The 25129-nt window shown below is 34.7% G+C and carries 19 protein-coding genes, 1 tRNA gene and 1 pseudogene; 8 read left to right on the forward strand and 13 right to left on the reverse strand.

The features are described from left to right. Positions 1-249: 249 nt before the first annotated feature. The 6 genes from B6C99_RS10850 to dusC all read left to right on the forward strand — a co-directional run bounded on the left by B6C99_RS10850 (position 250) and on the right by dusC (position 5218). Positions 250-795, forward strand: a complete 546-nt coding sequence (locus tag B6C99_RS10850; RefSeq protein WP_086359842.1) for a cysteine hydrolase family protein — start codon at positions 250-252, stop codon at positions 793-795. 45 nt (positions 796-840) lie between these two features. Then, on the forward strand, positions 841-1617 hold the full coding sequence (locus B6C99_RS10855) for a DUF3100 domain-containing protein (RefSeq protein WP_086354316.1): 777 nt from the start codon (positions 841-843) through the stop codon (positions 1615-1617). 10 nt (positions 1618-1627) lie between these two features. Beyond that, positions 1628-2077, forward strand: a complete 450-nt coding sequence (locus tag B6C99_RS10860) for a hypothetical protein (protein WP_086359843.1) — start codon at positions 1628-1630, stop codon at positions 2075-2077. A 21-nt stretch (positions 2078-2098) separates the two neighbouring features. Further along, a complete protein-coding gene (locus tag B6C99_RS10865) occupies positions 2099-3418 on the forward strand; it encodes an amidohydrolase (protein WP_086359844.1) in 1320 nt (439 codons plus the stop codon). Between the two features lie 79 nt (positions 3419-3497). Then, entirely contained in the window at positions 3498-4277 is a 780-nt protein-coding gene (locus B6C99_RS10870; protein ID WP_086359845.1) for a molybdopterin-synthase adenylyltransferase MoeB, read from the forward strand. After that, the gene (gene dusC, locus B6C99_RS10875) at positions 4268-5218 is read left to right on the forward strand and encodes a tRNA dihydrouridine(16) synthase DusC (protein ID WP_086359846.1); all 951 of its coding nucleotides are present in this window, start codon (positions 4268-4270) and stop codon (positions 5216-5218) included. Before B6C99_RS10870 ends, dusC begins: the two co-directional genes overlap by 10 nt. A gap of 1050 nt (positions 5219-6268) precedes the next feature. Here dusC and murJ read toward each other — a convergent pair. The 4 genes from murJ to B6C99_RS10900 form a co-directional block, all read right to left on the reverse strand. Further along, on the reverse strand, positions 6269-7807 hold the full coding sequence (murJ, locus tag B6C99_RS10885; protein WP_086359848.1) for a murein biosynthesis integral membrane protein MurJ: 1539 nt from the start codon (positions 7805-7807) through the stop codon (positions 6269-6271). A 138-nt stretch (positions 7808-7945) separates the two neighbouring features. Further along, the gene (locus tag B6C99_RS10890) at positions 7946-9301 is read right to left on the reverse strand and encodes a citrate synthase (RefSeq protein ID WP_086359849.1); all 1356 of its coding nucleotides are present in this window, start codon (positions 9299-9301) and stop codon (positions 7946-7948) included. A gap of 19 nt (positions 9302-9320) precedes the next feature. Then, positions 9321-10583 (reverse strand): NADP-dependent isocitrate dehydrogenase, encoded by a 1263-nt coding sequence (icd, locus tag B6C99_RS10895; protein ID WP_086359850.1) that lies wholly within the window; start codon positions 10581-10583, stop codon positions 9321-9323. A gap of 21 nt (positions 10584-10604) precedes the next feature. Further along, positions 10605-12869 (reverse strand): aconitate hydratase, encoded by a 2265-nt coding sequence (locus B6C99_RS10900; protein ID WP_086359851.1) that lies wholly within the window; start codon positions 12867-12869, stop codon positions 10605-10607. A gap of 394 nt (positions 12870-13263) precedes the next feature. Here B6C99_RS10900 and B6C99_RS10905 point away from each other — a divergent pair, with 394 nt between their 5' ends. Together B6C99_RS10905 and pepT are read left to right on the forward strand one after the other, a co-directional pair. Beyond that, positions 13264-14823, forward strand: coding sequence for an AbgT family transporter (locus B6C99_RS10905; RefSeq protein WP_086359852.1), 1560 nt, complete (start codon positions 13264-13266; stop codon positions 14821-14823). A 21-nt stretch (positions 14824-14844) separates the two neighbouring features. Next, entirely contained in the window at positions 14845-16074 is a 1230-nt protein-coding gene (gene pepT / locus B6C99_RS10910; RefSeq protein WP_086359853.1) for a peptidase T, read from the forward strand. 123 nt (positions 16075-16197) lie between these two features. Here the strand turns inward: pepT and B6C99_RS10915 are convergent. From B6C99_RS10915 to mrcB, 9 genes and pseudogenes are all read right to left on the reverse strand, one after another. Next, a pseudogene (locus tag B6C99_RS10915) lies at positions 16198-16467 on the reverse strand (TonB-dependent siderophore receptor); the annotation flags it as partial. Positions 16468-17140: 673 nt separating this feature from the next. Beyond that, complete coding sequence (locus B6C99_RS10920; RefSeq protein WP_086359855.1) at positions 17141-17557, reverse strand: hypothetical protein; 417 nt, start codon at positions 17555-17557, stop codon at positions 17141-17143. Beyond that, positions 17532-18227 (reverse strand): TonB-dependent receptor plug domain-containing protein, encoded by a 696-nt coding sequence (locus B6C99_RS10925; protein WP_086359856.1) that lies wholly within the window; start codon positions 18225-18227, stop codon positions 17532-17534. The genes B6C99_RS10920 and B6C99_RS10925 overlap by 26 nt, the downstream gene beginning before the upstream one ends. A gap of 382 nt (positions 18228-18609) precedes the next feature. Further along, positions 18610-18685 (reverse strand) — tRNA-Lys (locus tag B6C99_RS10930). Between the two features lie 136 nt (positions 18686-18821). Further along, complete coding sequence (gene ybgF / locus B6C99_RS10935; RefSeq protein WP_158092473.1) at positions 18822-19556, reverse strand: tol-pal system protein YbgF; 735 nt, start codon at positions 19554-19556, stop codon at positions 18822-18824. Between the two features lie 68 nt (positions 19557-19624). Beyond that, entirely contained in the window at positions 19625-20101 is a 477-nt protein-coding gene (gene pal, locus B6C99_RS10940; protein WP_086359858.1) for a peptidoglycan-associated lipoprotein Pal, read from the reverse strand. 169 nt (positions 20102-20270) lie between these two features. Beyond that, entirely contained in the window at positions 20271-21566 is a 1296-nt protein-coding gene (gene tolB / locus B6C99_RS10945) for a Tol-Pal system beta propeller repeat protein TolB (RefSeq protein ID WP_173795343.1), read from the reverse strand. Between the two features lie 400 nt (positions 21567-21966). Continuing rightward, the gene (mutM, locus tag B6C99_RS10950) at positions 21967-22776 is read right to left on the reverse strand and encodes a bifunctional DNA-formamidopyrimidine glycosylase/DNA-(apurinic or apyrimidinic site) lyase (RefSeq protein WP_086359860.1); all 810 of its coding nucleotides are present in this window, start codon (positions 22774-22776) and stop codon (positions 21967-21969) included. Between the two features lie 13 nt (positions 22777-22789). Then, the gene (gene mrcB, locus B6C99_RS10955; protein ID WP_371265838.1) at positions 22790-25108 is read right to left on the reverse strand and encodes a bifunctional glycosyl transferase/transpeptidase; all 2319 of its coding nucleotides are present in this window, start codon (positions 25106-25108) and stop codon (positions 22790-22792) included. Positions 25109-25129 lie beyond the last annotated feature (21 nt).

A 25129-nucleotide genomic window follows, 5' to 3' on the forward strand; every position in this document is an offset into this window, starting at 1 on the left:
TTATTATAGAGCAATTTATCGGGGGATAAAGACCATCTATAAAAATAATCCTTATTTAATTTATTTATACTCAGTTTATGATAATAATTTTAATTTATATAATCATTTATAAATTTATTTAAATTCAATAAGATAATTAATAAAAATACATCTTTTATAAATAAATTTGAAAAATGATTAATTTAATAACTTGTCATATCTGATATTTATTAATAAGCTTTAGGATTATTTGAATATTATTTATTGGATATGAAAGCTTTAATTTCAATTGATTATACCAATGATTTCATTGCTGATGATGGAGCATTAACGACTGGCGCTGTGGGTCAACAAATTGAGTCAGAAATGATAAATATAACTCAATCATTTATTAAAAATAATGAGTTTATCGTTTTTGCTATTGATGCTCATAATCCCTTAGATAAATACCATCCGGAAAATTCACTATTTCCCCCTCACAATCTTGTTGGGACTGTTGGCCAACAATTATTTGGTAAATTACAGCAACTTTACCAACAACATCAATATTCAGACAATATCTACTGGATCAATAAACGTCACTACTCTGCATTTTGTGGTACGGATCTTGACCTCCGTTTACGTGAAAGACATATCACAGAAATCCATCTGATTGGTGTTTGTACTGATATTTGTATTTTACATACGGCTGTAGATGCCTATAACTTAGGTTATAAATTAGTTATTCATCAAAATGCTGTTGCAAGCTTTGATCCCATTGGCCATCAATGGGCTTTAAAGCATTTTCAAAATACCTTAGGAGCAACCGTAGTATAAGAAGTGCAGTGTAAAAATAGATAAAAAAATGAAGAAGGAGCAAGAATGGAAGTTTTACGAGACTATAAATTGCATTTAATTGCCTTTTTAGTAGTAATTATTTGTGAGCTTATCGGCAGACAAACTATATGGATTATTGCAGTTTATCCAATGCTATATGCAATGATTTTTGGTGGCATTATTAGCTTCCCAAAACTAAAAATATTAACAAACAAAAATATGCAAAATGCAAGTCTGGTGATGATGGTCACATTAATTCTACTTGTGGCAAAACTTGGTGTAGCTGTAGGCCCGAAAATTGATATGATTTTAGAAGATGCCAAGCTAGCCCTAATTTTTCAAGAATTAGGTCATTTTGCCGGAACCATTTTACTGGGCCTACCATTAGCAATGATATTAGGTATGAAGCGAGAAGCTGTTGGGGCTACTTATTCGGTAGCTCGCGAACCTAATATCGCCATAGTTGCAGATAAATATGGTTTAGACTCACCCGAAGGTCGAGGGGTTATGGCTATGTATGTCTGTGGTACGCTTTATGGTGCGATTTGGATGAGTATTCTTGCCAGTTTAATAGCACAATTGAACATTCTACACCCATATGCGCTAGCAATGGGAGCAGGCGTAGGTAGTGGAAGTATGATGGCAGCCTCACTTGCACCAATAAGTGATTTATACCCTGACTTATCAGAAAACATTAATGCTTATGCTACCACAGCGAATTTAATGTCGGGAATGGTGGGCATGTATATTTACACACTATTTTCTTTGCCTTTCGCTTCTTTTATGTATAACACTTTAGACCGTTTCCGACGCAAGAAATAAGGATGTCATAATGAAGATTTTTGAGACGATTTTTGTATTTATTTTAGTCGCCATTATTATGGCAGCTGGTAACACCGTGGGATATAAAATTGATTTGATTTCATCGCTTGAAGCAGTAGCGATGCTAGTTATTATTTCTATTATAGGGCTGTTAATAAGTAAGTTACCCGGATTTAATAAATTACCGGTAATTTTATGGGTATCTGTAGTTGCAGCTATCATGTCAGCACCAATATTCCCATACCATCAAGAAATTGTTGCAATTACTGATCAAGTGTCATTACTTGCTGTTTGTACACCTATACTTGCTTATGCGGGATTGGCTATCGGTAAAGATCTTGCACTATTTAAAAATATCTCTTGGCGCATTATTCCCGTATCTTTAGCTGTTTTTTCTGGTACATTTATTTTTGCTGCTATAATTGCTCAAGTTACACTACACTGGGAAGGCGTTATCTAAATTTAGATAAGGATTTTATTTATGACAAAAGAAGAACTAAAGAAAAAAGTTTGCGATGCAATTGCAAATCGAAAAGAAGATATCAAGTCAATTGCCGAAGCAATTTGGTCAGAACCAGAGCTTGGTTACAAAGAACATAAAACCGCTAAAAAAGTAGAAGATGCTTTTGAGAAATTAGGTGTTCCTTTTAAAAATAAATTAGCCTTAACCGGGGTAAAAGGTCGTCTTAAAGGCGGTAAAGGTAGCAAATATAGTATAGCGGTTATTGGTGAGCTAGATGCTATCATCTGTGCCGACCATCCAGCTGCTGATGAAACATCAGGTGCGGCTCACTGCTGTGGACATAATGCCCAAATAGCCAACATGATGGCGGTTACTATGGGATTAATTGACTCAGGTGCAATGCAATTTTTAGCGGGTGATGTAGTACCATTTGCCGTTCCTGCAGAAGAATATGTTGAAATTACTTATCGAAATCGATTAATAGAAGAAGGTAAGATTAAATATATTGGTGGTAAACCAGAATTAATTTCACGTGGTGATTTTGATGATGTTGATATGGCATTACAAATACATTTAACCAGTGTACCTACTGAACGCCGAGATGGTTTTATTGAGATCTCAACTACAAGCAATGGCTTTATTGGTAAACTAATTAAATATAAAGGTGAAGCATCCCATGCTGCCGCAGCTCCTCATGCTGGTGTAAATGCATTAAATGCAGCTATGATGGGAATGATGGGTGTACATGCTATCCGTGAAACATTTCAAGAAAAAGATTATATTCGTTTTCATCCAATTATTACCCAAGGTGGTGATTTAGTAAATGTTGTACCAAGCGATGTAAGAATGGAAAGTTATGTGCGAGCAGGTAATGTACCAGCCATGATTGATGCTAATGAAAGAATTAATCAAGCACTAAAGGCAGGAGCAATGGCTGTTGGTGCCACTTGTGAAATTAAAGATCTTCCAGGTTATCTGCCGTTAAATAATAATCCAACACTCAATGATTTTCTAAAACAAAATGCTGAAAATTTAATTGGTGAAGAAAATGTTTCAATTGCACCTCATATGACAGGAAGTACCGACACAGGTGATCTATCGCATATTATGCCAGTAAGTCACCCTTGGATTGGTTCGGTTAGAGGCGTGTTACATGGTAAAGATTACACAGTATTTGATGAAGATATGGCTTATATCCGCCCTGCACAAATGATGGCCTGTACCATTATTGATTTACTTTATGATGATGCTGAATCAGCTCAAAAACTAATGGCAGACTACAAGCCACTTATGACAAAAGAAGAATATTTAACATTCCTATCTGGTTTTGATAAATAAAGTTAAAAACTTGGCACAATCATGTGCCAAGTTTTTGTTATACTATACAAATCATTATCAACAATAACTATCACTTCATATGTTAACGCTTTCTGATCAAGAATTGCTACGCTACGACCGACAAATCACTTTGCATGGATTCGATATCGACAAGCAGCAAATTTTAAAAAATAGTACAACATTAATTATAGGATTAGGCGGGTTAGGTTGTGCTGCTGCCGTCTATTTAGCTGCATCAGGCATCGGTAAACTAACATTGATTGATTTTGACACAATATCAGCGTCGAATTTAAATAGACAAATTTTATATACTCAACAATCAATAAATCAGTATAAAGTTGAAGTCGCAAAACAAGCATTATGTAATATTAATGCCGATATGATTATTGAAACAATTAATCAGAAACTGAGTGATAATGAGCTAATTTCCCTAATCAAACAACATGATATCGTTATTGATTGCACCGATAATTTAACTAGCCGTGAACAAATTAATCGCTGTTGTTTTATCGAAAAGAAACCATTAGTTTCTGGTGCAGCAATCCGCATGGAAGGTTTACTCACTGTATTCAATTATCAAGAGAATCAACCATGCTATCAATGCTTAAGTCAATTATTTGGGCAAAACCAGCTGACGTGTATTGAAGCGGGCGTAATGGCTCCATTAGTTGGTATGTTCGGTTCAATGCAAGCTCTAGAGGCAATCAAAGTACTTACAAATTATGGAAAACCTTTAATTGGTCGAGTTCTAATGATTGATAGTATGACAATGGAATTTAACCAAGTCATATTTACTAAACAAACTAATTGTATTGTGTGTGGAAACCAACATGCTAAACAGGATTTAAAATGCAAATAAATCGCATCATTTTAGCACCAATGGAAGGGGTTCTTGATTATCATGTGCGGCAAATATTAACCGAAATCAATCAATTTGATTATTGTGTAACTGAATTTGTAAGAGTAACCCAGCATAAATTATCAAACCGAACTTTTTATCGACTATGTCCAGAACTTTATAATGAAGGAAAAACCTTATCAGGAACTCCAGTCCGAGTTCAACTATTAGGACAATCTCCTGAATGGATGGCAGAAAATGCCATTAGAGCGCTTGAACTAGGTTCTTATGGCATAGATATCAATTTTGGTTGTCCCGCTAAAACCGTTGTTGGCAGCCACGGTGGTGCTTATTTATTACAATATCCCGAACAAATATTGAAGATTGTAACGCAGGTTAGGACAGCAATTGGCTCTATCCCAACTTTATCGGTTAAAATTCGATTAGGTTGGGATGATAAATCTCACTGTTACGAAATAGCTGAAGCAATTGAACAAGCTGGTGCTAATGAAATTGTTATTCATGGAAGAACAAAAATTGATGGATATAAAGCCGAGAAAATTGATTGGCCAACCATTGGTAAAATTAAGCAAAAATTAACCATTCCTGTTATTGCTAATGGTGAAATATTTTCTGCTGAAGATGCTAAAAATTGCATAACACAAAGTCATACAAATGACATTATGCTAGGTCGAGGAATACTTAATATTCCTAATTTAGCCAATACAATTCGTTTTAATCATTCACCATTAAATTGGCATCAAGTAATGCAATTACTACTTCGTTATGCAATGACATCAATCGAAGATACTAAACCACTTTACCATTCGGCTAGGATAAAGCAGTGGTTAGCTTATTTAAGGCAATATTACCCACAAGCATCAATATTATTACCTGACATCAGGCAACTAAAATCACAAAATGATATCTGCGAATTCCTGAACAACCACTTAGCTAATTAGAGGTAATCTAATCGATTTTATTGTCTCTAATTCGTGTCTTATTAAAATGATATTGAGTAGTGATATTAAGGGTTATACAAATTAATGAACTAAGCAATAACAACAAAAACAATTTATGAATACTATTAAAAATAGCACTAAATGAATCAACATAATATTTTGATGGATTATTATCAATAAGACTAAAGACAATAAAAATCACCGATAAAATAAAAATACTTGATATTGATATGCTTTTAACAAGTTTTCCATATCGAATTTTATCAGAGAAAATCTTAAAATTCCGCTTACTTATGATAAGACCTAGCAATACAGCAAACAAATAAATAGTGGCTAAATAATTACATAATGTACCAGAAAATAAAGCTGTAAAAGCATTACTTTCCAAAATATAACCTTTCAATAATATAAAACAGCTAAAAGTAGAAAAAACAATATAATGAATTTGTGAGAGATTCTTTTCAGTTAAACGAAACTTGTTTTGACTTTTAACAAAATAACCTTTTGAGAATTCAATTAAATAATATAACAGCAAAGCTTCAAGTAAATATCGGATAATAGCAAAGGTTATGCTAAGAAATATTTGCCCGAACGGCGATAGGGTTTGCAAGTGGATGTTAGTATTTATCGAAATAAAATAAGCTATAACTGAATAAATCGACATTAAAATGATTAATGAAATGACATTAATTCTATTAACTATATTAATATGAGCTGAATACAGAAATAACGTTAAAATACCAAACGTCCATAGAATTTCAACCAAACAAACATCTAAAATAATTCGCAAAAAGAATGATGAATTCAAAAAAAGATGCCAGAATAGACCTTGTGGCAATAAAATATCTGTTTGTAAAAATAAAACCAATATAGTCAATAATATGCTTATTAAAAAATAAACTAAACTGCCTATTATCGACAATTGGAAGAAGGACCCGTTTTCCATTTCTATTTAATTTCCTAATTATCAATGTTTTTATTTATTGATAATAACTCGTTACTCAACTTTTTTGGAACTACTGGTTTTAATAACTAGCAGGTAAAAATAATTTATTCAATTCGTTTAATAAAATGCTTTATTTTAAAACCCATTAAAGCCAGTGATCCGAAATAGATGCCAATACCAACTATAACCAACAACAATAGACGACCAATTCTGGTTAACATTGAGCCAGTAGACCAATCAGGTAATAACTGAGCACCAAACCATAAAGTCAAAGACATCAATACAACAGCAATAATTACCTTGATTAAAAATCGATACCAGCCAGGTTGAGGTTGATAAAGATTCTTTTTACGTAATTGCCAAAATAATAAACCGGCATTAAAACAAGCAGCAAGGCCAATTGATAATGAAAGCCCTGCATGTTGTAATGGCCCAATAAATGCCAAATTCATTAACTGAGTTAATATCAAAGTGACAATGGCTATTTTAACAGGTGTCTTAATATCTTGTCTGGAATAAAACGCAGGAGCTAATACTTTAATTAAAATCAGCCCGAGTAAACCAATTGAATACGCAATTAAAGCACGTTGAGTCATTAATGTATCATTCAAAGTAAATTGCCCATACTCGAAGAGTGTTGAAACTAATGGCTTAGAAATTACACCTAATGCGACAGTACTTGGTAAGGCTAGTAAAAAACAAAGACGAAGGCCCCAATCTAACAATTCAGAATATTGTTGTTGGTCACCTTTAGCAAAACTTTTAGCTAAAGATGGCAATAAAATAGTACCTAGTGCCACACCGAGCACACCGGCAGGAAACTCCATAAGTCGGTCAGCATAATACATCCAAGAAACAGAACCCGAAATTAAGAATGATGCAAATATCGTATTAATGATTAACGATATTTGACCAACCGAAACACCTAAAATAGCAGGCCCCATATGTTTTAACACTCGCCAAACACCACTATCTCTAAAGCTAATCCGAGGTAAAACTAACATACCAATCTTTTTTAAATATGGTAACTGATAAAGCAGTTGTAAAACACCACCAATAACGACCGAAACAGCGAGTGCAAGTACTGGCGGATTAAAATAAGGTGTTAAAAATAATGTACAAACTATCATACTTAAATTAAGTAAAGTTGGCACAAAAGCAGGAACAGAAAAACGATTCCAGGTATTAAGTATGGCACCAACTAATGATGCGAGTGAAATAAAAAAGATATAGGGAAATGTTATTCTCAACATCACAGTAGCAAGCTCAAACTTTTCAGTTGAATCTTGCATAAATCCGGGTGCAGTTAACATTATTATAAAAGGTGCGGTTATAACACCAATTAAGGTAACAATAGCTAATACTAACGTTAGTATCCCTGCAACATAGGCCACAAAAGTACGTGATGCCTCAATACCTTGTTGATTTTTATATTCAGCTAAAATCGGTACAAACGCCTGTGAAAATGCACCTTCGGCAAAAATACGGCGAAGCAAATTTGGTAATTTGAAAGCAACAAAAAAGGCATCAGTTGCCATCCCCGCACCAAAAAAGCGGGCAATAATCGCATCACGAACAAAGCCTAAAACTCGTGAAACCATTGTCATTGAGCTGACTGTAGCTAAAGATTTTAAAAGATTCATATATAATTTATGTACAAAGTACATAACCAAAAACGATTAATTAGGCATAGTCTACAAACTATTGTTCTAAATCACCACGATTTTTTAATAAGCAATATTTTTGGGTGCTACCGTCAGAGAATACTGACGGTAAATAAACTAACGATCTTTTAGAGGAGTAAATGACATAAGTTGTCCAATGTTTTTATAGGCTGGACGTATAATTCGACGATCATCAAAATTGAGTTCTTCAATGCGATGAGCACACCAACCAACAATTCGCGACATAGCAAATAGAGGGGTATAAACTTCTTTAGGTAAACCAATCATGTCGTAAACAAACCCTGAGTAAAAATCGACATTAGCACAAACTTGTTTTTTGGTTCTGGCATTTTTACGATTCACCACTGCATGAATAGCTCGTTCTTCTAATAAATTTAAGAAGTTATACTCTTTTTCACGGCCTTTTTCTTGAGCTAATTTATATGCCATTTCTTTTAGTAACATTGCCCGTGGATCTGACACCGTATAAACAGCATGACCAATACCATAAATTAGCCCTTTTTGATCAAAGACCTCTTTATTTAAAATACGTTGAAAATAAGCATCAATTTCATTTGCATCAGTCCAATTTTTAATCTCATCAGCAAGATGTTTAAGCATTTTTCCGACTTGTAAATTTGCTCCACCATGTAATGGCCCTTTCAATGAACCAATCCCAGCGGCAATTGATGAGTAGGTATCTGTACCAGTTGAACTTGTTACCCGAACGGTAAACGTCGAGTTATTACCACCACCATGCTCAGCATGAATAATCATCGCTAAATCAAGTACTCGTACATCTAACTCTGTGTATCCTCCTGACCCTTTCATCATATAAAGAAAATTTTCCGCAATTGAAAAATCCTCATGAGGATGGCGAATATGTAAGGATTTACCTTTAGCGCTATGACTTAACATATTATAAGCATACGCAATAATAGCTGGAAATTTAGCAATCAGATCTATGGATTGACGCATTAAATTATCACGAGAAGTATCATCTGGCAGTGAATCATAAGTATACATTTCTAGAACAGTTCTAGCCAAAATGTTCATTACATCGTGCCCTTCAAGCTCCATAATTGCAATCTTGGTTTGCTTTTCTAATGCCATTGATTCACAAAGTAAACGTGAGAAATCACGTAATTCTTCTTTATCGGGCAAAGAACCAGATAAGAGTAAATAAATAGTCTCTTCGAAACCTGTACGTTGTTCTTTTTGTGCATTATGTACTAATTCTTCAATATCGATACCACGATACAATAATTTACCCGCAATGGGTTTCAATGAACCATCATCTAAGCGCTCATAACCTAGTACATCGCCAATTTTAGTTAATCCTACTAAAACCCCAGTATGATCGGCATTACGCAATCCACGTTTTACATTAAATTGTTCAAATAGTTGTGATTCAATTTTGCTCGTGTTTTTAATAGTTTCCGATAATTTATAAACCAAAAACTTTTCTTTCATTAATCACCTCCCTTTTGAACTATAATTTATCAATTACTGCTTGAGTAAATTGGGTTGTTGATAATGATTGCCCATTATGCATAAAGCGCGCTAAATCTGCAGTTGCTTTGCCTGATTGGAATAAGCTTTCCATGGCATTAGTAATTAGTTGCCCAACTTCATGCCATCCTAAATATTCAAACATCATCACGCCAGATAATAAGAGTGATGACGGATTAGCTTGATTTTGACCAGCTATATCAGGGGCAGTTCCGTGGGTTGCCTCAAAGATAGCATGTCCGGTTAAATAGTTAATATTAGCGCCCGGCGCAATACCTATTCCTCCAACCATCGCAGCCAGCTGATCGGAAACATAATCACCATTCAGGTTTAATGTTGCAACAACCGAATAATCTTCTGGTTTTAATAAGGTATTTTGTAAAAACGCATCACAAATCACATCTTTTATAATTAATCTACCGGCTGATTTAGCGGTTTGTAATGCTTGATCAGCTGCAGCATTACCCTCGGCTTTTTGAATTTTGCCATATTGATGCATGGTGAACACAGCGTCAGAAAATTCTCTTTCCGCAAGTTCATAGCCCCATTGCTTAAATCCACCTTCAGTAAACTTCATAATATTACCTTTATGAACTAGAGTAACCGACGGTAATTTATGTTGTAGTGCATAGTTAATGGCAGATCGAATTAAACGTTCCGATCCTTCAATTGAAACAGGTTTAACACCAAAAGCCGAGGTATTAGGAAAGCGTACTTTGCTCACGTGCATTTGTTCAGATAAAAAATGATAAAACTTTTCAGCTTCAGTTGTACCTTGTTGCCACTCAATCCCGGCATAAATGTCTTCAGTATTTTCACGAAAAATGGTCATACTGACCTTTTCAGGATGCTTTAATGGTGATTCTACTCCTTTAAACCAACGCACTGGGCGCAAACAGACATAAAGATCTAACTCTTGACGCAAAGCAACATTGAGTGAGCGGATCCCACCGCCAACTGGTGTCATTAATGGTCCTTTGATACCGATAAGATAATGTTTGAAGGCATCCATGGTCTCTTGCGGTAACCATGACCCATTTGCATTAAACGACTTTTCACCAGCAAGTACCTCTTTCCATTGAACACTACGTTTGCCTTGATAAGCTTTTTCAACTGCTTTATCAAAAATGGTTTGAGCAGCATGCCAAATCTCTTTACCGACGCCATCGCCTTCAATAAAAGGAATCGTTGGATGATTTGGAACGACTAATTGTCCATTTTCAATTGAAACTTGCTGATTCATATTTTCTCTTCCTCTTATCTGTTACTTAAATTCTTCTTTTAACTTATTCAATGCGCTACCCGCTTTGAACCATTCAATTTGTGCTCGATTATAAGTATGCGCTACTGCAAAAGAATCTTGACTACCATCACGATGATGAAGGGTTAATGTCAAATTTTTACCCGGTGCAAAATCGCAAAGTCCAGTAATACTAATTTGATCATCTTCACGGATCTTGGCATAGTCATCTTTGTTAACAAAGGTTAATGCAAGCATGCCTTGTTTTTTCAGATTAGTTTCATGAATACGCGCAAACGATTTAACCACAATTGCTTTAACATTTAAAAAGCGCGGCTCCATTGCGGCATGCTCCCTTGACGAACCTTCACCGTAATTTTCTTCGGCTACAACTATCGACCCCATTCCTTGTGCTTTTAATTTACGAGCCAACGCAGGAACTTCAACATAATCACCAGTTTGTGCATCCAACACACTGTTGGTTTTCTGATTAAAAGCATTAACCGCACCAATTAACATATTATTGGAAATATTATCTAAATGACCACGAAATTTTAACCATTTACCGGCCATTGAAATATGGTCAGTGGTACATTTACCGGTTGCTTTAATCAATAATGGTTGCGAAATAATATCTGTACCATCCCAAGGTGAGAAAGGTAACAGTTGTTGCAACCGTTCTGAATTAGGTGCAATACGAACTTCAACTGAACTACCATCAGACATAGGCTCAATATAACCTGCATCATCGACAGCAAATCCTTGTCTTGGTAACTCATCGCCGATGGGTTCAGGGAGTTTCACTTTTTCTCCTTTATCATTGATGAGATTATCGGTTAATGGATTAAAACTTAATTTACCAGCAATTGATAACGCTACTACAATTTCTGGCGAACAAACAAATGCATAAGTGTTTGGGCTACCATCATTACGTTTAGCGAAATTACGATTGAACGAAGTGACAATCGAATTTTTGTGTTCATCGGCAACATCATCACGACGCCATTGTCCAATACAAGGGCCACATGCATTAGCCATAATAGCTGCACCAGCTTGTTCAAAACGACTTAAAATACCATCTCGTTTTGAAGTATATTTAACTTGCTCTGAGCCAGGATTGATAATTAATTTGGCATTTACTCTCAAACCTAATTTATTGGCATTATCAATCACTGAAGCTGCGCGCATCATATCTTCATAAGAAGAGTTAGTACATGATCCAATAAGTCCAACTTCCATATTATCAGGATAATCATGTTCCTTAACAGCAGAGGCAAGCTGGGAAATAGGATAAGCTAAGTCAGGAGTAAATGGACCATTAACATAAGGCTCTAACGTCGATAAGTTAATTTCGATAACTTGGTCGTAATAATTTTCAGGTTGTTCTAATACCGCTTTATCAGGATTGAAACAATCGGTTAATATATTGGCTAAATCAACGACTTCTTGACGACCTGTCATACTAAGATAATCAGCAGATTTTTTGCTATAAGGAAAGATTGAAGTCGTTGCTCCCACTTCTGCCCCCATATTACAAATTGTTGCTTTACCGGTGGCGGATAATGACTCAGTACCTTCGCCAAAATATTCAATAATGGAATTAGTACCACCTTTAACCGTTAAGATACCTGCTAGTTTTAAAATGACATCTTTTGGTGATGCCCAACCCGATAATTTTCCAATCAATTTTACGCCAATAATTTTTGGCATTTTCAATTCCCATGGCATACCAGCCATTACATCAACGGCATCAGCACCACCAACACCAATTGCAATCATGGATAAACCACCTGCATTAGGGGTATGCGAATCGGTACCAATCATCATACCACCAGGAAAAGCATAATTTTCCAACACAACTTGGTGAATGATACCAGCATCAGGCTTCCAAAATCCGATGCCATATTTGTTCGAAACATCGCGTAAGAATTGATAAACTTCGTGGTTGTTATTTTCAGCTACAATCAGATCATCATGGGCATTTCTATAAGCTTGGATAAGGTGATCACAATGAACAGTCGAAGGCACCGCAACTCGTTTACGGCCAGAATTCATTAATTGCAATAGTGCCATCTGTGCGGTTGCATCTTGCATCGCAACACGATCGGGGGAGAAATTTACATAATCTTCCCCTCGTTTATAAGCTTTAAGTTCCTCTCCTTCTGCCAGATGGGCATAAAGGATTTTTTCCGTCAAGGTTAATGGTTTTCCAATTTTTTGGCGGATAAGATCAATTTTTTGTGTATAATCTTGATAAATATTTTTTATTAAATCTATATCGAAAACCATAATTAAGCTCCCATTGCTTACATTATAATATCCTTTAGAGCCTTACTCACAACCGGGATAATTGAATATTTATTCTTTTTTTTTGATTAAATATTCAGACAATATAACACTATTTTTGTTTTATGCAATCTTGTAGCAATACTTGTTGTTAACTTTGATTAAAAACAACAAATTTAGATACCATTATTAATAGAATTCCTATACTAGCGAAATATCAAATATTATGCACATTAAAGAAAATTCAAAATTAGCTAATCCCATAAGTAAAGATAATGTAAAACAGTTGAGGAAAAGAGTCTTTTAAGGCACTTAAACATCATCAACACATTGTTTACTTACATTATTAATCTATGTTAAATTGGTTTCCCAAATAATATTTACGCTTATTTTTTTCATGAATCAAACAAAAAATCCTTCACCATTAAAAACTGGTGGCTTTTTAAATACAATAGAACGAATTGGAAACAAAATCCCTGATGTTACAACTCTTTTCTTTTATGCTCTAATCATTTGTCTGGTTGCTTCATTATTACTTTCTTTTGTCAGTTTTAATTATATTAATCCGGTCACGCAAAAAGAGCTGGCAGTGGTGAACATGTTAGCGCCAAACCAGTTAGTAACTTTTTTTACTAAACTAGTATCAAACTTTGTAACGTTCCCACCACTTGGTATTACCATTGTTGCTACATTAGGAATTGGCATTGCAGAGAGCAGCGGCTATATTCATGTCCTGCTGAAAAAATTATTGGCAATTACCCCGAAAAAATTGGTCACTCCATCAGTTATTTTTGTCAGTATGGTTTGTCATATTGCGTCAGATTCTGCTTATGTGATTTTAATGCCAGTATCGGCAATGATGTTTTATGCTACCGGCCGTCATCCACTTGCGGGGATAGCTGCAGCATTTGCGGGTCTCGCGGGAGGCTTTAGTTCAAGTTATACGCCATCAATCATTGATCCAATAATGCAAGGTTTTACCCAAAGTGCAGCTCAAATTATCGATCCAACCTATCAAGTCAATGTACTTTGTAACTACTTTTTAAGTTTTGGCGGCACGTTTTTTGTATTGATAGCCTGCTGGTTTGTTACCGACAAAATTGTTGAACCGCGATTAAATGCAACTATGCCTTTAAACAATGATATTAAATTAGATAATATTGCCGATTCTCCCGAGATTTCGCCAATTGAAAATAAAGCGTTTAAAATTGCCTCAGCGGTATTTTTAATTATCGCTCTTGGTTTAGTATTATTATTACTACCAGAAGATTCATTATTGCGAGCACCTGATGGCAGTATGACTAGCAATAAAGCGCCAATCATGCAAATTATTGTGCCATTGTTATTTGTATTTTTTGCAATACCTGGATTAATTCATGGCGTTATCACAGGCGCATTTAAATCGTCGCGCGATATCGTCAAATCAATGGAAAATATCACTAAATCACTTATTCCATTTATTGTTTTTGCTTTCTTTTGTGCGCAATTTTTATATGTGTTTTCAAATTCACAGATTGGCACCTTAATTGCGATTGGCGGTGCTGAGTTTTTAAAAGCTTTACATTTGCCATCGGTAGTGACTATTTTTGGCGTAATCATTCTAACTAGTCTGCTTAATGTGTTAATTACTTCTGCATCGTCTAAATGGGCTATTTTAGCGCCAATTTTTGTTCCGATGCTGATGTCAGTGGGAATCTCGCCAGAATTAACCCAAGCGGCTTATCGAATCAGCTCAGCAGTGAATGTCAGCACGCCTATGTTTGCTTTCTATCCTTTGATTATTGCTTATTGTCAGCAATATTGTAAAAACACCGGCGTAGGTACCTTAAGTTCGATGATGATCCCATATACGGCGGCACTCTTAATTGCTTTGACAATAAATTTATTACTATTTTGGTTCTTGGGCCTACCTATCGGTTTTGATAGTGGTTATGTCTATCCACCAGTAAATAGTTAATCGCAGATAAGGATTTAAATAATGAATATTACCGAACAATTAGTTGACCGATTTTTACGTTATGTAAGTATTCCTAGCCAAAGCAAAGCTGGCTCGGCAATTGTCCCCTCTACCCCAGGGCAAACTGAGTTAGCTAAACAACTCAAACAAGAGTTAATTGCATTGAATATGCAAGATGTTTATCTTGATGAACATAGCATTGTGACGGCGAAATTAGCCGGTAACACACCGCATGCACCGAAAATCGGTTTTGTTGCACACCTTGATACCGTTGATGTTGCGCTATCTGAAAAGATTAATCCACAACGTGTAACTTTTACGGGGGAAGATATCTTATTAAACAGCGAAAAAGATATTTGGTTTAAGGTAGCTGAACATCCAGAATTGAAAAAATATCTGAATGAAGAGTTGATTGTAACTGATGGTACTAGTGTTCTTGGTGCTGATAACAAAGCAGCAATTGCCGTTGTCATGACCATGTTAGATCAATTGCAACAACAAAATTGTACACATGGTGATATCTATGTCGCTTTTGTCCCAGATGAAGAAGTTGGTTTAAATGGTGCCAAAAAACTTGATTTACAACGTTTTAAACCTGATTTTGCTTATACTATTGACTGTTGTGAATTGGGTGAAGTCGTTTATGAGACATTCAATGCCGGAGCGGTTACCATTGAGATTGAAGGGGTATCAGCTCATCCTATGTCGGCAAAAAATGTCTTAATCAATCCTATCCGCATCGCAAATGATATTATTAACTGTTTTGATAGCTGTGAAACACCTGAACATACTGAAGGTAAAGAAGGATATTTCTGGTTTAATGATATTATTGGCAACCAAAGCACGACTACATTAAAAATGAGTATTCGTGACTTTGATCTAATTCACTATGAAGCTCGTAAGACTTACATTCAAAAAGTGATTAGTTTTATCAGCCATAAATATCCTAGAGCAAAAATTTCATATCAAATTAGCGACACCTATAGCAATATAGCTAACTACTTAGGTGATGACCGTCGATGTATTGACTTGATTTATCAATCATTTGAATTATTGGGAATTAAACCAAATACTATCGCCATGCGTGGCGGAACAGATGGTTCGGCATTGTCAGCAAGGGGACTAACCACACCAAATTATTTTACTGGCGCCCATAACTTCCATTCTTGCTTTGAGTTTTTACCATTATCATCATTCTTAAAATCCTTTGAAGTCACAATGAAAATTATTGAATTAGCGACTAAAGTTTAAGAAGAATAAAAAAAGAGGGAATAATATTCCCTCTTTACTATCGCTAGATGTCATTTTAATTTGCTTTTTTAATTTATAAATAAGAAAACTTACTAGCACTTCCCCCAAAAGTAGTGAGCAAGTTTATAATTTATAACTTGCAGTTAATAAGAAAACTCTAGGAGTACCAGCCATACTACTGGAACGCCAATACTCTTTACCAACTAATTTGGTTAATGCTAAGGTTACATCAACCGATCGCGTTTGATACCCAATTGCAGCATTCCACGACCCATAACCTGAATGTTTAACAAGATTTTTATCGTCATTGTACATCGATCCCTTATAATTAAATTCGACTTCTGTGAACCAATTTTCATGTGGTAGATAACGTACCCCTAAATTGCCACTATGTTTGGCGGTATTTTTTTATCTTTATGAACTTTAGCTTGTTGATAACCAATACCGCTATTGATATACCAATTTTTTCTTAGTTATCCAATCACGCTTAGTTCAATTCCTTAGCCACGATAACTCCCTCTTACTTGCCAATTATAAGGATCATTGACAGAATCTAGCTGATAGCGAAAGTTATAGAGCTCAAGATCATAGAATGCGTTTGTGAAGAGAGTTTATCATTAAACCAATCACTCTTAATCCCGATTTTATATTGCCGTGAATATTGAGGTTTGTCATCATAAACCGTCTTAGATTTAGTAGCAATGGTAATCAAGCCTCGCCTTCACTAAGGTGTAAAATTTTTACTATACGATGCATAAAAGTTTTGGGATGCTATCTGTTGTCAATTCAATCCGACACGAGGACTTAAAGTGTAATCATCATATGAACGACTTTGATGGTTCAATTTATTATTTGATGCGAACTCATAATTGTCATAACGTAATCCAGTCAGTAATTTCCATTGTTAAGTAAAACTAATTAGGTCTTACCAATACAATCCTTTAGAGGTAGCTTTATGATTAATCTTAGTACTCAATTTATTATAGTGAATTTTTTTTGAATTCCAATGAGGGTGATACGGATCAACGGCTTCCGGATATTGGCTAGTTAAAGCTAATCGAGGTTCTTATTTTTCAATATTATATTCAACGCCAATTAACATATCATCGATAATACTTGATGTATCAAATTTGCCGACTAAATCAAGTGTATTACTGTAGGTTTTATTCCATGTTTCTTGCCAAGACCGACGGAATTTCAATTTTCCTTTATAGTTACAAAGATTACCATTACTTAATTTACCATCCAAATTACAATAATTACCGGCATAGAAATGGTCGAAATTTTGGTTAGCTTTACGGTACATATTGGTTAATTTAATAGACCTAGTATGATCAAATTCATATCCCATCACAGAACGTAATGAATTAAAATTACCTTTCACATAATCATCTGGGTGAGCATAGGCTGTTTTTATTGAAACACCTTTTGGTAAATCATAATAAGCTAGCACTCTATCAGAGTTTACGCCACAATTTATCATTAGTATATTGTGCTAACCAATTGAATCCTTCAAAACTATCATACAATACACTTGGTGATACCATCATATCCCGTTGTTTAATACCTTTACGAAAACCTTTATCTGATTGGTGATCAACTGTCATTCGCACCGCAAGTTTATCATTTAAAACATGGTTAACATCTATCATTTCACCATATTTATTCCAAGAACCACCATGCAAACTAAATGTCGAAGGTGGATCAAAGTTGGCTTGTTTACTGATCATATTCATGATTCCACCACCAGAACTTCGACCATAAAGTACTGAAGCAGGTCCTTTTAATACTTCAATTCGCTCTATATTAGTGATAATTTGTCTGACTTGACCACTAGCACGAATACCATCACGGTAAATATCACCTGAACTTGCCGAAAAACCTCGTATTTTTATACCTTCATCGCGCATATCAGAAGTTGCATCAATTCCCGATAATTTATTAACAATCACACCTAAGTAGTGTTGTCCATAAATTTTTTGTTGCTCAAGTTTCACAGAAGTAATGGTTTGCGAAATATCCTTAATATCAAAAGGCGTTTTAGTTGCAGTTGATGATTTTTTTATGTGTTGATCATTATTATCCCCAATAGTTGCGACAACTTTGATAGTTTCAATATTATTATCATTAGCTCTAACTTGGGCGTAAGCCATAAAAGCTGATGAACCTAATATACAAGTTAAAACGAATTGATTAACTAATTTTATTATTTTTCCTATTTTTATTGTGATATTTGATTAATTTTAAAATAACAACAAATGATAATTATTATTACAAGATTTTTCTATTTTCTTAACTGTTTAATATATTTATTTAAGTTATATCTTATTGAAAGATTAGACTTTAATTGTGATGAAATAGAATTAATACAATTAGAGAAAAGATATGGGGATATTTTGCTAAACTTATTTTTTAAAGATTAATACGTCAATAAATAATAGTTTGTTTTATTATAGTTTTTTAATTAATCAACCGACAAGTTTATTTCGACTTATTTTGTTGTATTTTTGAGTGAATGCTTAATATAAGATGAAGTGGTGGGTCGTGAGCGATTCGAACGCTCGACAAACGGATTAAAAGTCCGCTGCTCTACCGACTGAGCTAACAACCCATTTTTATATGATCACTTTCGGCTTTATTTCTTAATACTTCAAGCAATTTCGGGTTGCTATGATACTTATAATTATAAGGCAGTGCAACCCTTTTATTACTTTTTTTATTTAATAGCTGTTTATTTATACACTTTATTATAATGATGCTATTTTTTTGTTTGCTAAATCAACAGTATTTTTATCTTTAGGATATTTATTTACTACTTGTTGAAAAACAGCTTTAGCATTTTTCTTATCACCTTTATCTAGTAATATTACTCCTACTTTATAAAGACTATCAGCTGCTTTTGGTGACGAAGGAAAATCCTTTACTACTGTTGCATAATAATATGATGCATCATCTTTTTTACCTTTTTTATAGCAGAGTTGGCCAAGCCAATAATTTACATTTGCACGGTAATTTGTTTTTGGGTAGGCTTTTAGATAATTTTGAAAGGCGACAATTACGTCATCACTCTGTTTGTCATCATTGATATATTGCATTACGAAATTATAATCTACCTTATCGTCACCTGAAGTCGACCATCCTGATAAACTTGAAGATGATGATGCAGTATCAATATTCGATGCGGAATTAGAACTGTCTTCTTGAGTTTCAGTACTTGAATTTGATGAGAATCCTGTCCCATTAGTCATTTGCTGTAAAATCATCTTTTGACGTTCAATAGTTTGATTAAGTTGGTACCTTGTTTCTTCTAATTGACCACGAAGTGTATCTAGATCTGATTGTAGATCACTTATTTTCTGTTGATTCTGAATTATCAACTGCCCTTGAGCTTGTATTGTTCTATCCACATCAGAACCACCCGCAGCACAACCATATCCAGCAAATAAAAGAAATAAGGACAATGTGAGTATTTTTCTATACATATTATGTAAACTCGACGTGAATTTAGAAAACAAAAAAACGGCTGATTTAACAGCCGTCATTGATAAGATTAGTATCCAGCATAAGTAACTACAGCACGACGGTTTTTAGCATAAGCTTCTTCATTATGACCCAAAACGGCTGGCTTTTCTTTACCATATGATACAATAGTCATTTGTTCACCAGAAACACCATTACCTTGTAGATAAGATTTAACAGCTGCTGCACGACGTTCACCTAATGCAATATTATATTCTGGGGTACCACGTTCATCAGCATGACCTTCAATAACAACATTTACACTTGAATTTGCACGAATAAATGTAGCATGAGCATTTAATAATGTTGTATATTCTGATTTAACATTATATTTATCATAATCAAAATAAACAGTGTTAATCTGTTGTAATTTTTGAAGTTGTTCTAAAGCTTCTTTTGATAAAGAACCGTTGCCACCAGCGTTGCTACTACTATTTGACGAACATGCAGTAACAGCGATTAATGGAAAAGCAACCGCAGCTACTTTAAGAAATTTAGAAAATTGCATTGTATTAACTCCTTTGTGTTTAAATAGATTTTACTTATATTTTTATACTTCTAACCAACTTAAAAGTAACTATTGTTACCTACTCGAAAGATTAGATGCATATATTATAACGACCATAACTTTTACACAATTTTAATAATCATAATATTGCCTAAAAAATATCCGTTCCTTACAAATAAGGTGACCAAGAAGGAAATTTCACTTGTCCATCACTCGCAGGCAACCTTGCTTTAAAATTGCCATCCGTAGAAACCAGATTTAAAATTGTACCTAACCCTTGAGAAGAACTGTAAATAATCATGGTTCCATTTGGAGCAATACTAGGGGTTTCATCTAAGAAGGTATCAGTTAATCGTTGATATGTATTCGTTTCTACATCATATCGAGTAATATGTTGTTCTCCATTATTTGTTGAGATCAAAGCGATGAATGTACCATCTGGTGATACACGTGCATTTTGATTTTGTGTATTATCCCATGTTATACGCTGTGTTGCTCCACTGTTTATGTTAATTGAGTAAAGTTGAGGACGACCTGCTTGATCCGATGTATATACTATTGTTTGATTATCTGGCATCCATGACGGTTCAGTATCATTACTACGGCCAGAGGTAATTTGGGTGATTTTTTTAGAACTCAAATCCATCATATATAAATTCAGACTACCACCTTTTGATAAAGCAAAAGCTAATTTTCTACCATCTGGTGAAAATGCAGGAGCTCCATTGTGCTGAGGAAATGCAGCAATAGTTTCCACTGCACCTGTGTCTAATGTTTTTAATACTAATGCAGAACGTCCACTTTCGAAAGTAACATAAGCTAATTTTTTACCATCTGGAGACCATGTTGGAGACATTAAAGGCTCTTTTGATCGATGTATAGTTATTTGGTTAAATCCATCATAATCAGATACACGTAATTCATGTGTGTAAGGCCCCTTACTATTTTTAACAACATAGGCAATACGTGTTCTAAAAGCACCTTTGATACCGGTTAATGCTTCAAAAATTTCATCACTCGCGGTATGAGCGGCATAACGTAACCAACGTTGTTCAATCGAAAACTGATTTTCAGCCAAAACAGATCCTGGACGATTAACTGTATCAACTAATTGATAAGTTATAAGATATTTTCCAGAAACATCTGGTTGAATTGTTCCTACTACAACTGCAGAAATACCGATATTACTCCAAACACTAGAATTAACTTCAGAGGCGGTTGTTGGTTTTTGTGGCATTGCAGTTACATCAATAGGATTAAATTTACCACTATTACGTAAATCGGATGCGACAATATTATCTACAATTTGGGGAGGCTCTCCGCTTCCTGTCCACTTAAATGGTACGACAGCAATTGGCTTGGCCGAACTCACGCCATCAGTAATTACAATCTTAACTTCAGCTGTAGCCATCATTGTTGATAATAAAACAAAACAAGCTATCAAAAAGCGAGAAGCAAATTTGATCATCTTAAATTCCTTAATCATAGCAAAATACACTAGGTTAAAATAGACTTAACCCCATATAAAGAAAATTGAAAGTATTTTAAAATCATAATGTTAAAGTTAATTTATAACAGATAATATGCTTTACAAAATATAATTAATTTTACAGCAAGAAAGATAGCCGATATTGTATAACAAGTCCATAGCCTTTTGAGTAAAAAAGATTTTTTAATTTATCCTATTATATTCTTTTTAATTCCATAAATAAATTGTTTATTATCTAAACTATCCTGAAATAAACTAAGTTAAAAGAGATCAATGAGTATTTTTATATAATTGATAACTAAAAAGAGTTGAATTGATATTACTATCAATAATTAAAACAATTATTAGAAAAGAAAAATATAATTAATTTTATCTATTATTTTTGGCAGATTTCACAATAAAATGTATTACGTTGTCCTATTCTAATAGATTTAATAATAGATTGACATATTAAGCATCTATCACCTTCTCGGCCATATACTTGGAGGTTCTGGACAAAGTATCCCGGTTTACCATCAGATTGAACAAAATCTTTAAGTGTTGTTCCACCTTGCTCTATAGATTTTGTAAGTACCTGCTTAATTGCTGTAACTAATCGTTCACATTCAACTAATGTTAAGCTACTAACTTTTCGATTTGGATTAATTTTTGCCAAAAACAATGATTCTGAAGCATAAATATTACCAACACCGACAACAATATGATTATCCATAATCCAACTTTTGATTGGTATTTTTCGATGGTTAGCTTTTTCAAATAAATAATTAGCTGAAAAATCATCTGTTAGTGGTTCTGGTCCTAATCGCTTCAATTGAGTTAATTCTTCAATAGAGTAAGTCCATAGCCACGCTCCAAAACGTCTTGGATCTGTATATCTTAATCTCACTCCATTCACTAATACTAAATCAACATGATCATGTTTACCTGGTGGTTGATTTGTCTCTAATATCCGTAAACTACCTGACATTCCCAAATGAATGACAATCCAATCATGAGTCAATTGTAATAACAGATATTTGGCACGCCTTTTAACATCTACTATCACTTGCCCTTGAGTATTGTTAATTGTTTCATCTATGGGCCAACGAAGCTTTGGATTTCGGACAATAATCTGCTCAATAGTTTGGCCTTTTAAATAAGGTAAAATACCTCGTCGACTTGTCTCAACTTCAGGTAATTCAGGCATATAATAACCTCATTCAATTATTTAACAAATCTGTCACCCAACTTGGTGCTTGTTGATTAGATGCAGCTTGAGGACTACCCGAACATAAACTTTGAGGATTGATTGTCCATGCAGGTAAGCTACGTACACCACCTCCATTACATTGCCATTGTCCATTGCTATCAATAGGTACCATAAATATATTTTGCGGTACTGGAAGTTGTAATCTTTTTGGCGGATTATTTTGTAAGTATTCACTATATATTTTTAAAGCACCTGTTGCACCCGTTAATTTCATTGGAGAATGATCATCAAGACCGATCCAAACTACCGCAACATTTTTACCATCAATTCCAGTAAACCAGCTATCGCGAGAATCATTACTAGTCCCGGTTTTCGCGGCTAAATTAAATGATCCATATTTGGCTTTTAATGAGCGCGATGTTCCTGATTCAACTACTTGTTGCATCGCATAAGTCGTCAAATAAGCTGATTGTTGAGAAACCGCTTGAATTTGTTGTGGATAATTTTGATAAACAAGTTCGCCCTTATCGGACAATACATATCTTAAAATTTTTAGTGGTGATTGTTGACCATTATTGGAAATAGTTTGGAACATCTGTGCGGTTTCTAAAGGTGTTAATTCTAGTGCACCTAATAATCGTGATGGTAAATTCGGAATACGATCTTCTGGCACACCCAGCGCTTGTAACGTATTTTTGGTTGCATCTAAACCTAATCCCATCCCTAAATTAACGGTAGGAACATTAAGCGAAAGGGCTAACGCATCAATTAACATCACTTTATCGCGAAATTTGCGGTCAAAATTCTTTGGTTGCCAATAAGTACCATTATCCAACTTTATTGATAATGGACTGTCATCAAGCCAACTATTAAGCTGATAACGCCCCGGTTGGCCTAAAGCTGTTAAGTAAGTTGATGGTTTGGCAAGTGAACCAATTGCTCGTCTTGTTAACCACGCGCGGTTATAACCAGGATAACGAGGTTCAGCACTACCAATAATTGCACGAATTTCACCAGTTTCACGACTGACAATGACCATTGCCGTTTGTAAATCTTTATTCGTGGATTTACGTAAATTTTCAATTTCATTGGTCACGGATTGTTCAGCTGCAGCTTGAGCAACCGGATCAAAGGTGGTAAAAATTTTCATACCAGAAAGATGATCCGCTTTATCGCCTAACTGTTTTCTCAGCTCACTACGCACAACTTGCATAAATGCTGGTTGTGGAGATATTACCCCTCCTTTTGGTAAAACGGAAAGTGGACGTTGACTGAGTAAGTTGTATAACTCCTCATCAATAATCCCTTGCTGTTCAGCAAGCTTTAAGACAACATTACGGCGTTCAATCACTTGTTCTGGTTGAGTCCAAGGATTATAGTATGAAGCACCTTTTACCATCCCCACTAATACAGCTTGTTGATCTAATGTCAATTCATTAACTGGGCGTCCAAAGTAATAAAGACTCGCTAATGGAAAGCCATGGATCTCTTCACTACCAGCTTGTCCTAAATAGACCTCATTTAGATAAAGTTCTAAAATACGTTCTTTAGTATAACGAGCATCTAAAATTATAGCCATATATGCTTCACGTATTTTACGGCTTAAGCTTCTTTCATTAGTCAAAAATAGGTTTTTAACTGTTTGTTGTGTTAATGTGCTACCACCTTCGGTTCGGCCAGTGGTCAAATTGACAAAAATAGCCCGTCCAATTGAATATAAACTTACACCATGATGGTCATAAAAACGTTTATCTTCAGTTGCAATTAAGGTTTTTATTAACGAATCAGAAAATTCTTTTAACGGGACAAAAAGTCGCTGTTCACCGTTAGGTGAATGCATCATGGTTATTAATTTAGGATCTATTTTAAGTAAGCCAAAGTCACGGCCAGTATCTAAATTAGATATACGATCAATTCTGTTATCATAAAAAGTTATTTTGACTCGGAAAGATTGCTCTTCACCATCAGGAAAAGTAAATGGTCGTCGATAAATTTCAACAGCATCGTTTTGAACAATAAATTCGCCAGGACGTGTTGTTTTATGATCTTGCTGACGATATTGCGCACCTTTTAACAACGTAACAATATCACTAAGGCTATAATCACTATCAGGTTCAAGATCAACAATTTGCCCATACACAGCAGCAGGTAATTCCCAAACATTACCATCAATCCGTTCTTTAATTTGTTGATCTAAATAAATTCCATAAACAACCGTTACCGCAATAAATATAAGAAATAACTTAAATAGTAACCACCAAATACGGCGCCACCATGATTTGTTATTATTCTTCGAAGCTTTTTTATTAGTTGTCTTTTTCGTTGGTATGTTCAAACTGCACCCAATATT

It is taken from the genome of Gilliamella sp. N-G2, assembly GCF_002142215.1.
Lineage (GTDB): Bacteria > Pseudomonadota > Gammaproteobacteria > Enterobacterales > Orbaceae > Gilliamella.

Bases quoted from the DNA above. Each gene is read 5' to 3' on its own strand.
- mutM (WP_086359860.1), bottom strand. From the start codon at position 22,776: ATGCCTGAATTACCTGAAGTTGAGACAAGTCGACGAGGTATTTTACCT.
- B6C99_RS10925 (WP_086359856.1), bottom strand. From the start codon at position 18,227: ATGGCTTACGCCCAAGTTAGAGCTAATGATAATAATATTGAAACTATC.
- B6C99_RS10905 (WP_086359852.1), top strand. From the start codon at position 13,264: ATGAATCAAACAAAAAATCCTTCACCATTAAAAACTGGTGGCTTTTTA.
- B6C99_RS10870 (WP_086359845.1), top strand. From the start codon at position 3,498: ATGTTAACGCTTTCTGATCAAGAATTGCTACGCTACGACCGACAAATC.
- B6C99_RS10920 (WP_086359855.1), bottom strand. From the start codon at position 17,557: ATGATAAATTGTGGCGTAAACTCTGATAGAGTGCTAGCTTATTATGAT.
- B6C99_RS10865 (WP_086359844.1), top strand. From the start codon at position 2,099: ATGACAAAAGAAGAACTAAAGAAAAAAGTTTGCGATGCAATTGCAAAT.
- B6C99_RS10900 (WP_086359851.1), bottom strand. From the start codon at position 12,869: ATGGTTTTCGATATAGATTTAATAAAAAATATTTATCAAGATTATACA.
- ybgF (WP_158092473.1), bottom strand. From the start codon at position 19,556: ATGTATAGAAAAATACTCACATTGTCCTTATTTCTTTTATTTGCTGGA.
- B6C99_RS10850 (WP_086359842.1), top strand. From the start codon at position 250: ATGAAAGCTTTAATTTCAATTGATTATACCAATGATTTCATTGCTGAT.
- pal (WP_086359858.1), bottom strand. From the start codon at position 20,101: ATGCAATTTTCTAAATTTCTTAAAGTAGCTGCGGTTGCTTTTCCATTA.
- B6C99_RS10860 (WP_086359843.1), top strand. From the start codon at position 1,628: ATGAAGATTTTTGAGACGATTTTTGTATTTATTTTAGTCGCCATTATT.
- icd (WP_086359850.1), bottom strand. From the start codon at position 10,583: ATGAATCAGCAAGTTTCAATTGAAAATGGACAATTAGTCGTTCCAAAT.
- pepT (WP_086359853.1), top strand. From the start codon at position 14,845: ATGAATATTACCGAACAATTAGTTGACCGATTTTTACGTTATGTAAGT.
- B6C99_RS10890 (WP_086359849.1), bottom strand. From the start codon at position 9,301: ATGAAAGAAAAGTTTTTGGTTTATAAATTATCGGAAACTATTAAAAAC.
- murJ (WP_086359848.1), bottom strand. From the start codon at position 7,807: ATGAATCTTTTAAAATCTTTAGCTACAGTCAGCTCAATGACAATGGTT.
- dusC (WP_086359846.1), top strand. From the start codon at position 4,268: ATGCAAATAAATCGCATCATTTTAGCACCAATGGAAGGGGTTCTTGAT.
- B6C99_RS10855 (WP_086354316.1), top strand. From the start codon at position 841: ATGGAAGTTTTACGAGACTATAAATTGCATTTAATTGCCTTTTTAGTA.